15 protein-coding genes are annotated in these 13,037 nt (G+C 65.7%); 12 read left to right on the plus strand and 3 right to left on the minus strand.

What is annotated here, in order from left to right; genetic code table 11:
- Window positions 1-23 precede the first annotated feature (23 nt).
- The 5 genes from GJG85_RS05220 to GJG85_RS05240 all read left to right on the plus strand — a co-directional run bounded on the left by GJG85_RS05220 (window position 24) and on the right by GJG85_RS05240 (window position 4,466).
- The gene (locus GJG85_RS05220) at window positions 24-1,058 is read left to right on the plus strand and encodes a methionine ABC transporter ATP-binding protein (RefSeq protein ID WP_050011531.1); all 1,035 of its coding nucleotides are present in this window, start codon (window positions 24-26) and stop codon (window positions 1,056-1,058) included.
- Complete coding sequence (locus GJG85_RS05225; protein WP_204383726.1) at window positions 1,048-1,701, plus strand: methionine ABC transporter permease; 654 nt, start codon at window positions 1,048-1,050, stop codon at window positions 1,699-1,701. The genes GJG85_RS05220 and GJG85_RS05225 overlap by 11 nt, the downstream gene beginning before the upstream one ends.
- Window positions 1,702-1,730: 29 nt before the next feature.
- Entirely contained in the window at window positions 1,731-2,525 is a 795-nt protein-coding gene (locus GJG85_RS05230; protein ID WP_089488260.1) for a MetQ/NlpA family ABC transporter substrate-binding protein, read from the plus strand.
- Between the two features lie 227 nt (window positions 2,526-2,752).
- Window positions 2,753-3,502, plus strand: coding sequence for an electron transfer flavoprotein subunit beta/FixA family protein (locus GJG85_RS05235; protein ID WP_014897713.1), 750 nt, complete (start codon window positions 2,753-2,755; stop codon window positions 3,500-3,502).
- Between the two features lie 16 nt (window positions 3,503-3,518).
- Complete coding sequence (locus tag GJG85_RS05240) at window positions 3,519-4,466, plus strand: electron transfer flavoprotein subunit alpha/FixB family protein (RefSeq protein WP_050011528.1); 948 nt, start codon at window positions 3,519-3,521, stop codon at window positions 4,464-4,466.
- A 326-nt stretch (window positions 4,467-4,792) separates the two neighbouring features.
- On the opposite strand, the gene GJG85_RS05245 is transcribed toward GJG85_RS05240, so the two are convergent.
- A complete protein-coding gene (locus GJG85_RS05245; protein WP_050011527.1) occupies window positions 4,793-6,079 on the minus strand; it encodes a D-amino acid dehydrogenase in 1,287 nt (428 codons plus the stop codon).
- A gap of 145 nt (window positions 6,080-6,224) precedes the next feature.
- Between GJG85_RS05245 and GJG85_RS05250 the strand changes: the two genes are divergently transcribed.
- The gene (locus GJG85_RS05250; RefSeq protein ID WP_050011526.1) at window positions 6,225-6,713 is read left to right on the plus strand and encodes an Lrp/AsnC ligand binding domain-containing protein; all 489 of its coding nucleotides are present in this window, start codon (window positions 6,225-6,227) and stop codon (window positions 6,711-6,713) included.
- Between the two features lie 89 nt (window positions 6,714-6,802).
- Complete coding sequence (locus tag GJG85_RS05255) at window positions 6,803-7,981, plus strand: PA0069 family radical SAM protein (RefSeq protein WP_124557544.1); 1,179 nt, start codon at window positions 6,803-6,805, stop codon at window positions 7,979-7,981.
- A 51-nt stretch (window positions 7,982-8,032) separates the two neighbouring features.
- Here the strand turns inward: GJG85_RS05255 and GJG85_RS05260 are convergent, their stop codons facing one another.
- On the minus strand, window positions 8,033-8,500 hold the full coding sequence (locus GJG85_RS05260) for a TM2 domain-containing protein (RefSeq protein ID WP_050011523.1): 468 nt from the start codon (window positions 8,498-8,500) through the stop codon (window positions 8,033-8,035).
- Window positions 8,501-8,611: 111 nt separating this feature from the next.
- Window positions 8,612-9,751 carry a PQQ-dependent sugar dehydrogenase gene (locus tag GJG85_RS05265; protein ID WP_050011521.1) on the minus strand — a complete coding sequence of 380 codons (1,140 nt, stop codon included), beginning with the start codon at window positions 9,749-9,751 and terminating at the stop codon, window positions 8,612-8,614.
- Window positions 9,752-9,903: 152 nt separating this feature from the next.
- Here GJG85_RS05265 and rpsP point away from each other — a divergent pair, with 152 nt between their 5' ends.
- The 5 genes from rpsP (at window position 9,904) to GJG85_RS05290 (ending at window position 12,972) form a co-directional block, all read left to right on the plus strand.
- Window positions 9,904-10,158 carry a 30S ribosomal protein S16 gene (rpsP, locus tag GJG85_RS05270; protein ID WP_006476550.1) on the plus strand — a complete coding sequence of 85 codons (255 nt, stop codon included), beginning with the start codon at window positions 9,904-9,906 and terminating at the stop codon, window positions 10,156-10,158.
- A 40-nt stretch (window positions 10,159-10,198) separates the two neighbouring features.
- On the plus strand, window positions 10,199-10,876 hold the full coding sequence (gene rimM / locus GJG85_RS05275; protein WP_050011517.1) for a ribosome maturation factor RimM: 678 nt from the start codon (window positions 10,199-10,201) through the stop codon (window positions 10,874-10,876).
- 1 nt (window position 10,877) lies between these two features.
- A complete protein-coding gene (gene trmD / locus GJG85_RS05280; RefSeq protein WP_006476548.1) occupies window positions 10,878-11,672 on the plus strand; it encodes a tRNA (guanosine(37)-N1)-methyltransferase TrmD in 795 nt (264 codons plus the stop codon).
- Window positions 11,673-11,805: 133 nt separating this feature from the next.
- Window positions 11,806-12,198 (plus strand): 50S ribosomal protein L19, encoded by a 393-nt coding sequence (rplS, locus tag GJG85_RS05285; RefSeq protein WP_006486838.1) that lies wholly within the window; start codon window positions 11,806-11,808, stop codon window positions 12,196-12,198.
- An 87-nt stretch (window positions 12,199-12,285) separates the two neighbouring features.
- The gene (locus GJG85_RS05290) at window positions 12,286-12,972 is read left to right on the plus strand and encodes a CoA pyrophosphatase (RefSeq protein WP_089488263.1); all 687 of its coding nucleotides are present in this window, start codon (window positions 12,286-12,288) and stop codon (window positions 12,970-12,972) included.
- Window positions 12,973-13,037: the final 65 nt, after the last annotated feature.

The raw sequence follows: 13,037 nt of genomic DNA on the forward strand, positions 1-13,037 counted from the left end.
CGGCCGGCCGCCATTTTGTTTACATGATCGAATTACGCAATCTTTCGCAGCGTTTCCCCGGCCCGGGCGGCTGGGTCGAAGCGTTGCACAACGTCAACCTGACGATCCCGCAAGGCGAGGTGTTCGGCATCATCGGCCGAAGCGGCGCCGGCAAGAGCACGCTCGTGCGCACCATCAACCTGCTGACGCGGCCGACCGAAGGCAATGTCGTCGTCGGCGGGCGCGATCTCACGCTGCTGTCGGCCGGCGCGCTGCGCGAAGCGCGCCGCGAGATCGGCATGATCTTCCAGCACTTCAACCTGCTGTCGTCGCGCACGGTGTTCGACAACGTCGCGCTGCCGCTCGAGCTGGCCGGCGCGAGTCGTGCCGACATCGAGGCCGCCGTGCTGCCGCTGCTCGACCTGGTCGGGCTGTCCGCGCAGAAGGATCGCTATCCGGCGCAGATCAGCGGCGGGCAGAAGCAGCGCGTCGGTATCGCCCGCGCGCTGGCGAGCCAGCCGAAGGTGCTGCTGTCGGACGAAGCGACGTCCGCGCTCGACCCCGAAACCACGCGCTCGATCCTCGATCTGCTGAAGCGCATCAACCGCGAGCTCGGCCTGACCATCGTGCTGATCACGCACCAGATGGAAGTGATCAAGCAGGTCTGCGATCGCGTCGCGGTGCTCGATGCGGGTCGCGTGGTCGAGGAAGGCCGCGTGATCGACGTGTTTCTGCAGCCGCACCACGAAGTGACGCGCGCGCTGATCGGCGACGTGATCGCGCAGGAACTGCCGCCCGCGCTGAAGGCGCGCGTGGCCGAGCGGCTGAAGACGGGCCGCGGGCATCTGCTGCGGCTCGCGTTCACGGGCTCGGGGGTCGACCAGCCGATCCTGTCGGAGACGATCCGCCGGTACGAACTCGATTTCAACATCCTGCACGGCCAGATCGACGAGATCCAGGGGCAGGCATTCGGTTCGCTCGCGGTGCTCGCGGGCGGCGAGCCGGGCAAGGTCGGGCAGGCGCTCGCGTTCCTGCGCGAGCAAGGTGTGGTGGTAGAGGAGCTTTCGTATGTTGAGTGAGATGTTCGATATGTTCGTGCAGTCGTTCTGGGAGACGCTGATCATGGTCGGCATCGCCGGGGCGGTCGGCGCGCTCGTCGGCCTGCCGCTCGGCGTGCTGCTCTACCTGACCGACCGCCAGGGCGTGCTGCAGAACCTCGCGGTGAATCGCGTGCTCGGCGGCATCGTGAATGCCGTCCGCTCGACGCCGTTCATCATCCTGCTGGTCGCGGTGATTCCGTTCACGCGGCTCGTCACGGGTTCGTCGATCGGCACGGCCGCGGCGGTCGTGCCGCTGACGCTCGCGTCCGCGCCGTTCATCGCGCGTCTCGTCGAAACGGCGCTGCGCGAAGTCGACCGCGGGCTGATCGAGGCCGCGCAATCGATGGGCGCGACCACGTCGCAGATCGTCTTCAAGGTGCTGCTGCCCGAATCGCTGCCGGGCATCGTCGCGGGCCTGACGATCACGTTCGTGTCGCTGGTCGGCTATTCGGCGATGGCGGGCGCGATCGGCGGCGGCGGGCTCGGCGATCTCGGGATCCGCTACGGTTACCAGCGCTATCTGCCCGAAGTGATGTGGACGGTCGTCGCAATCCTGATCGTGTTCGTGCAGATCGTGCAATCGTTCGGCGACTGGCTGGTGCGCCGGCTCAGCCACAAATAAAACCAAACCGATCCGATAGGGGAGAAACGATGCAACGACGCTTCATGCTCAAGTTCGCGGCGGCGCTGGGCGCGGCCGCACTGTTCGCGGGCGCGCATGCGCAGGCCGAAACCATCAAGGTCGGCGTGACGGGCGGCCCGCACGCGCAGATCATGGAAGTGGTGAAGAAGGTCGCGGCGAAGGACGGCCTGGAGATCCGCATCGTCGAATTCTCCGATTACGTGCAGCCGAACGCCGCGCTCGCGTCGGGCGACCTCGACGCGAACAGCTACCAGCACGATCCGTATCTGCAGGCGCAGGTGAAGGATCGCGGCTACAAGCTGCTCAAGGTCGCGGACACCGTCACGTTCCCGATGGGCATCTATTCGAAGCGCGTGAAGTCGCTGGCCGAACTGAAGCCGGGCGCGCGCGTCGCGGTGCCGAACGATCCGACCAACGGCGGCCGCGCGCTGCTGTTGCTGCAGAAGCAGGGGCTGCTGAAGCTGCGCGCGGATGCGGGGCTGAAGGCGACGCCGCTCGATATCGTCGACAATCCGCGCAAGCTGAAGATCGTCGAACTCGATGCCGCGCAGATTCCGCGTTCGCTCGGCGACGTCGACGCGGCCGCGATCAATACCAACTACGCGATGGAAGCGGGGTTGAAACCGAAACAGGACGCGATCGCGATCGAGGGCCCGAACGGCCCGTACGCGAACATCCTCGCGATCCGCGAGGCGGACCGGAACAAGCCGTGGGTCGCGAAGCTGATCGCCGCGTATCACTCGGCCGACGTGAAGCAGTTCATCGAAGGCAAGTTCGGCGGCGCGGTCATTGCCGCCTGGTAACCGGCAGCGCACGGACGCCCGGCGGGATTAGAGTCGATGATCGAAAACCCGGGCTTTGCGTCCGGGTTTTTTCTCTTTTAAAATAGAACGACCGTTCGCTATCATTGGCGCGTCGCCAAGAAGCGGTATCCTCGACAACCATCATGGTTGGGTCCGCCTGGCCGCGCAGTCATGAGGCCGCGCTATAAAATGGCCTCTGGTCGTATTCGTAACTTTGGAGCGTGTGCATGAAAATCCTGGTGCCAGTGAAAAGAGTGGTCGATTACAACGTGAAGGTCCGCGTGAAGTCGGACAACACGGGCGTCGACATCGCGAACGTGAAGATGTCGATGAACCCGTTCGACGAAATCGCGGTGGAAGAAGCGGTGCGCCTCAAGGAAGCGGGCGTCGCGACCGAAGTGATCGCGGTGTCGGTGGGTGTCACGCAAGCGCAGGAAACGCTGCGCACGGCGCTGGCGATCGGCGCGGATCGCGCGATCCTCGTCGAATCGAACGACAGCGTCGAGCCGCTGGCCGTCGCGAAGATCCTGAAGGCGCTGGTCGACAAGGAGCAGCCGCAGCTGGTGATCCTCGGCAAGCAGGCGATCGACGACGATTCGAACCAGACGGGGCAGATGCTGGCCGCGCTGGCAGGTCTGCCGCAAGCGACGTTCGCGTCGAAGGTGACGATCGCCGACGGCAAGGCAACCGTTGCGCGGGAAGTCGACGGCGGCGCGGAAACGCTGTCGCTGACGCTGCCGGCGGTGGTCACGACCGACCTGCGCCTGAACGAGCCGCGCTACGTGACGCTGCCGAACATCATGAAGGCGAAGAAGAAGCCGCTGGAAACCGTGAAGCCGGAAGACCTCGGTGTGGACGTCGCGCCGCGTCTGAAGACGCTGAAGGTGGTCGAGCCGCCGAAGCGCGCGGCCGGCGTGAAGGTGCCGGACGTGAAGACGCTGGTCGAGAAGCTGAAGACCGAAGCCAAGGTGCTGTAAGAGGGAGCGCAAAGAAATGACGATTCTGGTGATTGCAGAACACGACAACGCGTCGATCAAGGCCGCGACGCTGAACACGGTGGCGGCGGCGGCCGAAGTTGGCAAATTCGTCGGCGGCGACATCCACGTGCTGGTCGCGGGCCACAACGCGCAAGCGGCGGCCGATGCGGCAGCGAAAATCGCGGGCGTTTCGAAGGTGCTGCTGGCCGACGCGCCGCAACTGGCCGAAGGCCTGGCGGAAAACGTTGAAGCGACCGCGCTGAACATCGCGAAGGACTACTCGCACATCCTCGCGCCGGCGACGGCCTACGGCAAGAACATCGCGCCGCGCATCGCCGCGAAGCTGGACGTCGCACAGATCTCGGACATCACGGCGGTCGATTCGGCCGATACGTTCGAGCGTCCGATCTACGCGGGCAACGCGATCGCGACGGTGCAGTCGAGCGATCCGATCAAGGTGATCACGGTGCGTGCGACGGGTTTCGATCCGGTGGCGGCGGAAGGCGGCAGCGCATCGGTCGACAAGATCGAAGCGGCAGCCGACGCCGGCAAGTCGCAGTTCGTGAGCCGTGAAGTGACGAAGCTGGACCGTCCGGAACTGACGTCGGCGAGCATCATCGTGTCGGGCGGCCGCGGTCTGGGCAGCGGCGAGAACTACACGAAGGTGCTGGAGCCGCTGGCCGACAAGCTGTCCGCAGCGCTCGGCGCATCGCGCGCGGCAGTCGACGCCGGCTACGTGCCGAACGACTACCAGGTCGGCCAGACCGGCAAGATCGTCGCGCCGCAGTTGTACATCGCGGTCGGCATCTCGGGTGCGATCCAGCACCTGGCCGGCATGAAGGATTCGAAGGTGATCGTCGCGATCAACAAGGATCCCGAAGCACCGATCTTCAGCGTGGCCGACTACGGCCTTGTCGGCGATCTGTTCTCGCTCGTGCCGGAGCTCGTGAGCGAGCTCGGCTGACGCGGCGTGACGCTTCAGCGGTAAGCACACAAGAAGAGGGGCGCGACGAGCGCCCCTTTTTTCGTTGTGTGGTCGTTGAATGAGGAGCGGATATCGCTCGTCCGGACGATTCGCGCTCGTACCGTGCCGCGCCGAACATATCGTCGCGCAGGCACGGCGGGTAACGTCGATTCGTTCAACGGACGACGCGTGCATGCGCGCGTCGACTGAAGCGTCGTGCCGAGTGGCCACTCGCAGTCGAGTCGCAGTCGCCAAAACGAGAAAAGCGCCCTCGGGCGCCTTTCTCGTTGATGCAATCGGCCCGCATCGCAGCGGGCCGTTCCGGTTTACGCGTAGGCCGGGCGCGTCTGGCCGGGCACGTCCTTCAGGTAACGATGCACCGACAGGTCGTCGGCCTGGATCGCGGGCATCTTGCCCGAGATCAGGTCCGCGAGCAGTTGGCCCGAGCCGCACGACATCGTCCAGCCGAGCGTGCCGTGGCCGGTGTTCAGGAACAGGTTCGACACCGGCGTGCGGCCGACGATCGGCGTGCCGTCCGGCGTCATCGGGCGCAGGCCCGTCCAGAACGTGGCCTTCGACGTGTCGCCGCCGCCCGGGAACAGGTCGTTCACGCACATCTCGAGCGTTTCGCGGCGCGCCGCGCGCAGCGTCTTGTCGAAGCCGACGATTTCCGCCATGCCGCCGACGCGGATGCGCTGGTCGAAGCGCGTGATCGCGATCTTGTAGGTCTCGTCGAGCACGGTCGACACCGGCGCCGCGGCTTCGTTGACGATCGGCGCGGTGATCGAATAGCCCTTGAGCGGATAGACGGGAATCTTCATCAGGTGGGAGATGAAGCGGGTCGAGTACGAGCCGAGCGCGACGACGTACGCGTCGGCACGCACCGTCTCGCTGCCGCACTGCACGCCGGCGATCTTGCCGCCCGCGATCGCGAGCGCATCGATCGGCGTGTTGTAGCGGAACTTGACGCCGAGCGATTCGGCGAGCGCGGCGAGGCGCGTCGTGAACAGCTGGCAATCGCCGGTTTCGTCGCCCGGCAGGCGCAGGCCGCCCGTCAGCTTGTGCGAGACGGCGGCGAGCGCCGGTTCGGCATGCTTCAGTTCGGCCGGCGACAGCAGTTCGAACGGCACGTTCGCTTCCTGCAGCACGGCGATGTCCTTCGCCGCGCCGTCGAGTTGCTGCTGCGTGCGGAACAGTTGCAGCGTGCCACCCGTGCGGCCTTCGTATTCGATGCCGGTATCGGCGCGCAGCGCCTGCAGGCAGTCGCGGCTGTATTCGGCGAGACGGACCATGCGGCCCTTGTTGACTGCATAGCGCTCGGCCGTGCAGTTGCGCAGCATCTGAACCATCCACTGGAGCTGGAAGCGCGTGCCGTCGAGACGGATCGCGAGCGGCGCATGCTTTTCGAACATCCACTTGACGGCCTTCAGCGGCACGCCGGGCGCGGCCCACGGTGCCGCATAGCCGGGAGAGATCTGGCCTGCGTTCGCGAAGCTCGTCTCCAGCGCCGGGCCGGCTTCCCGGTCGATCACCGTGACTTCATGACCGGCGCGCGCAAGGTAATACGCGCTTGCCACGCCCACTACACCGCTGCCCAGAATGACGACTCGCATAGCTGCTCCAGATGGAAGGAACCAGGTCGAGGCCGGGCGCACCTGCGGCTCCGTGTAACCTCTAGCTGATCTAGTTTTTTGAGCTATGGTATTGTCGAATGTGCAGTTTTTGTTATTGTATTTTTCTGGTTTTCAGCATAAACAAATGAGAACGCAACGTCAGCCCGTACGTACGCTCGACAAGCTCGACCGGCGCATCCTGAAACTGCTCCAGGACGACGGCCGGATGGCGATGAAGGACCTCGCGGAACAGGTCGGACTGACCGTCACGCCGTGCATCGAGCGCGTGCGGCGCATGGAGCGCGACGGCGTGATCACCGGCTATCACGCGCGGGTCGACCCGCATCAGCTGGATGCCGCGCTGCTGGTGTTCGTCGAGATCACGCTCGGCCACAAGGGCGGCAACATGTTCGAGCAGTTCCGCCGGGAAGTGATGAAGATCGACGAGGTGCTCGAATGCCATCTCGTCTCCGGCGATTTCGACTACCTGATCAAGGCGCGGATCGGCGAGATGGCCGACTACCGGAAACTGCTCGGCGACATCCTGCTGCAGTTGCCCGGCGCCGTGCAGTCGAAGAGCTATGTCGTGATGGAGGAAATCAAGGAAACGCTGACGATTGCGGTCGGCGAGTGACGCTGGGCGGCCCGTCGTCGGGCCCTTTATCCCACCCTTGGCATGCTGCGCCCAATACTGTATAAATGTACAGTATTGGGCGCAGGCGAATGGGTGGGCACATGGACGATCGGTCCGACAACGAATTTCCGGTAGCGCCGCCCGTGCCCCGCAAGGGGCGCGGCGCGGTCGACAACCTGCAGGGGCGGTATGAAATCGCGCAGCGCGAAGCGGTGGACGACGGCTGGACGCACGCGTCCGACGATGCCGATTTCCCCGCGCCGCTGCGCACGCAGGTCTTCGAGGAGCGGGCGAAGAGCATCCTGACGCGCAACCAGTCGCCCGATATTCCGTTCAGCGTGTCGCTCAATCCGTATCGCGGCTGCGAGCACGGCTGTATCTATTGCTTCGCGCGGCCGACGCACAGCTACCTCGGGCTGTCGCCGGGGCTCGATTTCGAAAGCCGCATCTACGCGAAGGTCAATGCAGCCGAACTGCTCGAGCGCGAGATTTCGCGCAAGCGCTACGTGCCGGAGCCGATCGCCCTCGGCGTCAACACCGACGCGTACCAGCCGGTCGAGCGCGACCTGCGCATCACGCGCAGCGTGATCCAGGTGATGCACGACCGCGGGCTGCCGTTCGCGGCGATCACGAAGTCGTCGCTGATCGAGCGCGATCTCGACCTGCTCGCGCCGATGGCCGAACGCGGGCAGGTGATGGCGGCGGTCACGATCACGACGCTCGATGCCGAACTGGCGCGCACGCTCGAGCCGCGCGCGGCCACGCCGGCGCGGCGGTTGCGCACGATCCGTGCGCTGCGCGATGCGGGCGTACCGGTCGGCGTGAGCATTGCACCGGTGATTCCGTTCGTGACCGAGCCCGACATGGAGCACGTGCTGGAGGCCTGCGCGGAAGCCGGTGCGACGCATGCGAGCTACATCGTCCTGAGGTTGCCGTGGGAGGTCGCGCCGCTGTTCAAGCAGTGGCTTGCCGCGCATTTTCCCGATCGCGCGGAGCGCGTGATGAATCGCGTGCGCGACATGCGCGGCGGCAAGGATTACGACTCGGATTTCTCGAAACGGATGAAGGGCGAGGGGATCTGGGCCGACCTGCTGCGGCAGCGCTTCCGTCAGGCCGTCAAGCGGCTCGGGTTGAACGAACGCACGAACGGCATCCTCGATCTGTCGCGGTTCCGCGGTGCGCCTGCCGCCGGGGCGCCGGCGCCGCGCGTCGCGGTTCGTGCAGCTGGCGCGAAATCGCGCGACGACATGCAGTTGAACCTGTTCTGACCGGCGAGCAACGCAGTCGCCGGTGGGCCGTATCGACTGTATTGGTCGTGCTTACTGCGAAATCTGCTTGGCCGCTTCAACCTGCGATTCGAAGTACGTCTGGAACGACAGCGCGAGTGCGGTCATCAACAGGAACGCACCGATCAGCAGCGAGAAGATCACGACGAAGATCACGGTCCAGCCCGACTGGCTCTGCTTGCCGGTGTCGGCGTTGAATTGCGCATCCCATTTTTCATCGGGGCGCAGCCCGTAGACGAGTGCGGCGAGGAACGCCGCCAGCAGCGAGATTGCACCGGGCACCGCGAGCCACCAGCCGAGGCCGGCGCTGCGCTGGGTTGCGGCAAGCAGCAGGAAGCCCGGGATGCCGACGATCGTCGCGAGCAGGTGGGCCCAGCCGTATACGTCGCGAAAGCCGTACAGATAGAAGCGATGCGCGCCGATCGACCCGAGCAGGAACGCGAGGGCGGCGGTGAGCGTCTTGGAGCGGAAGCGGCGGGGCGATGCGGTGCTGCTGGACATGGATGGCGGCGTAGTGTCGTTGGCATGGGCGGGGCCGGCAGGCCGGCGCGGGCGCGCGGCCCGGCACGCATTCTACGATGCCCGGTCGGGGCCGGTCACCCCTCGCGTGCGTCAGGGTGCCGCATACGTCACGCGGTAGATCGCGCCCGCGTAATCGTCGCTGACGAGCAGCGAACCGTCCGGCAGCGGCAATACATCGGCCGGGCGTCCCCATGCCGTGCCGTCGGGCCGCAGCCAGCCCGTGACGAACGGCGTTTGACGAGCATGGCTGCCGTCCGCCGAGACGACCACGCGCATCACGCGGTAGCCGACCTTCGTGCGGCGGTTCCACGAGCCGTGTTCGGCAATGAAGACGTTATTGCGATAAGACGCCGGAAACATCGGCCCGGTGTAGAAGCGCATCCCGAGCGCCGCGACGTGCGCACCGAGTTTCAGGACCGGCGGCACATAACGTCGGCACGCGTCGGCGCTGCCGAATTCGGGGTCGGGCGTATCGCCGCCGTGGCAGTATGGAAAACCGAAGTCGAGGCCGGCGCGCGGCGCGCGGTTCAGCTTGTCGTCCGGTACGTCGTCGCCCATCAGGTCGCGCCCGTTGTCGGTGAACCAGAGCTCGCCCGAATCCGGGTGCCATGCAAAGCCGACCGTGTTGCGTATGCCGCGCGCGACCACTTCACGCCCGCTGCCGTCGGCGTTCATCCGCGCGATGATCGCGTAGCGGCTGCGATCGGCGAGGCAGACGTTGCACGGTGCGCCGATCGGCACGTACAGCTTGCCGTCGGGGCCGAACGCGATGAATTTCCAGCCGTGATGGTGATCGGTCGGCAGTGCGTCGGTCACGACGACGGGCGCGGGCGGTTTCGCGAGCCGGTCGTCGATATGATCGACGCGCAGGATGCGCGACACGGCGGATATATAAAGGGCGCCGTCGAGGTAGGCCACCCCGACGGGCATGTCGAGCCCGGACGCGATCACGTAGCGTGCGCTGATCCGGCCCTCGTGCATCACCAGTGCGTGGACGCGGCCGTCCCGCGTGCCGACATACAGGATGCCGCGCGGCGACCACGCCATTTCCCGTGCGGCCGGGACGGCGTCGGTCAGCACGTCCACATGGAAGCCGGGCGGCACGACGAGTTCGTTCACAGGCAGCGGCGCGGCAAACGCCGGGGCCGACGCGAGGCAGGCGAGGCCGGCAAGCAGCGCCGCGAACAGGTGCTGCACGCGGCGCATCGGGGCGGCGCGAAGAGGCGGCATGACGGTCGGTAGCATCCTGGACACGACGATTGTATGCCCGGCGGACGGGCCGTCCGCGGATTTTTACGCGTAAGTGTTTGTTGTACCTCTGGTTTCCGGCTATAATCGCGTGTTTCAGTAGTTTCGAACCCGGTTTTCCCGAAGGACATCATATGGTTATCATCCGTCTGGCTCGTGGCGGCTCGAAGAAGCGCCCGTTCTACAACATCGTTGCTACCGATTCGCGCAACCGTCGTGACGGCCGCTTCATCGAACGCGTCGGCTTCTACAACCCGGTCGCCACGAAGGGCGAATCGCTGCGTATCGCTCAGGATCGCCTGACGTACTGGCAAGGCGTTGGCGCGCAACTGTCGCCGACCGTCCAGCGTCTGGTGAAGGAAGCGCAAAAGGCGCAACCGGCTGCCTAATGGCACGGTGTGCCGGTCGTGCCGGCTGTGAGGTGCATTGATGGCGGGTCACGATTCCGGTAATGCAAGGCGCGGGCGTGCGTCATTCGGCGCATTCGTCCGCAAGCCGGTCGAGCGCGACGCGGTCGCGAACGCCGGTCAGGCTGCCGAACCAGGCAGTCCCGACGCGACGCAAGCCTGGCCCGACGATGCCGTCGAGGTCGGGGCGGTGGTCGACGCCTACGGCCTGAAGGGCTGGGTCAAGGTGGCGACGCATGCCGATGCCGGTCGCGGCGGCGACGCGCTGCTCAACGCGCGTCGCTGGTGGCTGGAACGCGGTGCGGAGCGGCTTTCCGTCCGCATCATGCAGTCGAAGACGCACAGCGATACTGTCGTTGCGCAACCCGCGGGCGTCAGCGACCGCGATGCCGCGCTGTTCATGCGCGGCTTTCGCGTGTTCGTGCGCCGGGAAGATTTCCCGGCACTGGCCGCGGACGAATTCTATTGGGTCGACCTGATCGGTCTCGAGGTCGTCAACGAGCAATCGGTGGCGCTCGGGAAGGTGAGCGGGATGATCGACAACGGCGTGCATTCGATCATGCGTGTCGAGTATCCGGCAACCGGTAAAGACGGTCAGCCGACCACCGACGAGCGATTGATTCCGTTCGTCGGCGTCTACGTCAAAACGGTGGATCAGGCGGCGCGTCGCATCGTCGTCGATTGGGAAGCCGATTACTGAAATGAACCAGGTTACCGAGAGCGCGGTGCAGTTCGACGTCGTCACGCTCTTTCCCGAGATGTTCCGTGCACTGACCGACTGGGGAATCACCAGCCGGGCCGTGAAGCAGGGGCGCTTCGGGCTGCGCACCTGGAACCCGCGTGATTTCACGACGGACAACTACCGCACGGTCGACGATCGTCCGTACGGCGGCGGTCCGGGCATGGTGATGCTGGCCAGGCCGCTCGAAGCCGCGATCGACGCCGCGAAAGCGGCGCAGGCGGAGCAGGGCATCGCGAGCACGCGCGTCGTGATGATGTCGCCGCAAGGCGCGCCGCTCACGCACGATCGGGCGGTGCGGATGGCGCAGGAACCCGGCGTCGTCGTGCTGTGCGGTCGCTATGAGGCGATCGACCAGCGCCTGCTCGACCGTTGCGTCGACGAGGAAATCAGCCTCGGCGATTTCGTGCTGTCGGGCGGCGAATTGCCGGCGATGGCGATGATGGATGCGGTCGTGCGGTTGCTGCCCGGCGTGCTGAACGATTCGCTGTCGGCCGTGCAGGACAGCTTCGCGGACGGCCTGCTCGATTGTCCGCACTACACGCGCCCCGAGGAATACGACGGCGTGCGCGTGCCGGACGTGCTGCTCGGCGGGCATCATGCCGAGATCGAGAAGTGGCGGCGCCAGGAAGCATTGAGGAATACGTTGCGGAAGCGGCCGGACCTGATCGTCCGGGCGCGCCGCGAGAAGTTGCTGAGCCGGGCCGACGAGGCGTGGCTCGCGAACCTCGCACGCGAAGCGAAGGACGCCTCCTGAGGCGGCTGCGCGAGCGGGAATTGGCGGTGCCGTACATGCGTGTGCGGCGCCTGATGTGAATCCATCCTCTATCGGGGCCAGGCCTGGAAGCAGGCGGGTGTGAACGCCGACACGATGGCATAAGGAGTCAGTAATGAATCTGATCGCAAAACTTGAGCAGGAAGAGATCGAGCGCGCGCTCGCCGGCAAGACCATCCCCGATTTCGCCCCGGGCGACACGGTGATCGTGAACGTGAACGTGGTTGAAGGTAACCGCAAGCGCGTTCAGGCTTACGAAGGCGTCGTGATCGCGATTCGCAATCGTGGTCTGAACTCGAACTTCATCGTCCGTAAGATCTCGTCGGGCGAAGGCGTCGAGCGTACGTTCCAGACGTACTCGCCGCTGCTGGCAAGCATCGTCGTGAAGCGTCGCGGTGATGTGCGTCGTGCGAAGCTGTACTACCTGCGCGAGCGTTCGGGCAAGTCGGCTCGTATCAAGGAAAAGCTGGTGTCGAAGGATCGCGCCGCAGCAGCTTCCCAAGAGTAAGAGCTGTAAGGAAAAAGCACCCAACCGGGTGCTTTTTTCATTCTGGCGCGACAATATGCTCGATACGACACGAACCCGAGAGCCCCATTGAATCGCCGCCCCATCATCGATCCCGAAGTATTGCCGGTCGAAGGCACCGGCGCCGGCCTGCCTGTCATCGATTCCAGGCTAATGACGCCGTCCGGCCTGCGAGAACGCTTCGCGCGCACGCTCGAGTGGAGCGTCGAACCCGGCGAAGCGAGGCTGCAGGAAGGCGTCGATCCGCGTAGCGCGGCCGTCCTCGTGCCGCTCATCGTCCGCGAGTCGGGCCTCACCGTGCTGCTGACGCAACGCGCCGATCACCTGAACGACCACGCCGGACAGATCAGCTTTCCCGGCGGCCGTCGCGAGCCGTTCGACCACGACGCGACCGCCACCGCGTTGCGCGAGGCGAAAGAAGAGATCGGGCTGGCCGCCGAACGCGTCGAGATTCTCGGCGCGCTGCCCGACTACCTGACCGGCACGGGTTTCTGCGTGACGCCGGTCGTCGGCCTCGTGCATCCGCCGTTCACCGTGCAGGCCGACACGTTCGAAGTCGCCGAGATTTTCGAAGTGCCGCTCGCGTTCGTGATGAATCCCGCGAACCATCAGATCCGCGTGTTCCGGTGGGAAGGCGGCGAGCGTCGTTTTTTTGCCATGCCTTACCCGAACGACGAACCGGACGGGCATTACTTCATCTGGGGCGCAACTGCCGCCATGTTTCGCAATCTGTATCGCTTCTTGGCGGCCGGTTAGGCGGGCGCGCCGGCCGGCGCGCGCGAGCGGCTGCCCGGCGACCGCGCCGGCAGCCATGCGCGGCT

Source organism: Burkholderia sp. MS389 (assembly GCF_016899425.1).
GTDB classification, from domain to species: domain Bacteria; phylum Pseudomonadota; class Gammaproteobacteria; order Burkholderiales; family Burkholderiaceae; genus Burkholderia; species Burkholderia sola.

Coding starts and splice junctions, on each gene's coding strand:
- GJG85_RS05260 (WP_050011523.1), bottom strand. CDS start 8,500: ATGTCCAGCAGCACCGCATCGCCCCGCCGCTTCCGCTCCAAGACGCTC.
- GJG85_RS05240 (WP_050011528.1), top strand. CDS start 3,519: ATGACGATTCTGGTGATTGCAGAACACGACAACGCGTCGATCAAGGCC.
- trmD (WP_006476548.1), top strand. CDS start 10,878: ATGAACCAGGTTACCGAGAGCGCGGTGCAGTTCGACGTCGTCACGCTC.
- rplS (WP_006486838.1), top strand. CDS start 11,806: ATGAATCTGATCGCAAAACTTGAGCAGGAAGAGATCGAGCGCGCGCTC.
- GJG85_RS05220 (WP_050011531.1), top strand. CDS start 24: ATGATCGAATTACGCAATCTTTCGCAGCGTTTCCCCGGCCCGGGCGGC.
- GJG85_RS05230 (WP_089488260.1), top strand. CDS start 1,731: ATGCAACGACGCTTCATGCTCAAGTTCGCGGCGGCGCTGGGCGCGGCC.
- GJG85_RS05225 (WP_204383726.1), top strand. CDS start 1,048: ATGTTGAGTGAGATGTTCGATATGTTCGTGCAGTCGTTCTGGGAGACG.
- rimM (WP_050011517.1), top strand. CDS start 10,199: ATGGCGGGTCACGATTCCGGTAATGCAAGGCGCGGGCGTGCGTCATTC.
- GJG85_RS05255 (WP_124557544.1), top strand. CDS start 6,803: ATGGGTGGGCACATGGACGATCGGTCCGACAACGAATTTCCGGTAGCG.
- GJG85_RS05245 (WP_050011527.1), bottom strand. CDS start 6,079: ATGCGAGTCGTCATTCTGGGCAGCGGTGTAGTGGGCGTGGCAAGCGCG.
- GJG85_RS05250 (WP_050011526.1), top strand. CDS start 6,225: ATGAGAACGCAACGTCAGCCCGTACGTACGCTCGACAAGCTCGACCGG.
- GJG85_RS05235 (WP_014897713.1), top strand. CDS start 2,753: ATGAAAATCCTGGTGCCAGTGAAAAGAGTGGTCGATTACAACGTGAAG.
- rpsP (WP_006476550.1), top strand. CDS start 9,904: ATGGTTATCATCCGTCTGGCTCGTGGCGGCTCGAAGAAGCGCCCGTTC.
- GJG85_RS05265 (WP_050011521.1), bottom strand. CDS start 9,751: ATGCCGCCTCTTCGCGCCGCCCCGATGCGCCGCGTGCAGCACCTGTTC.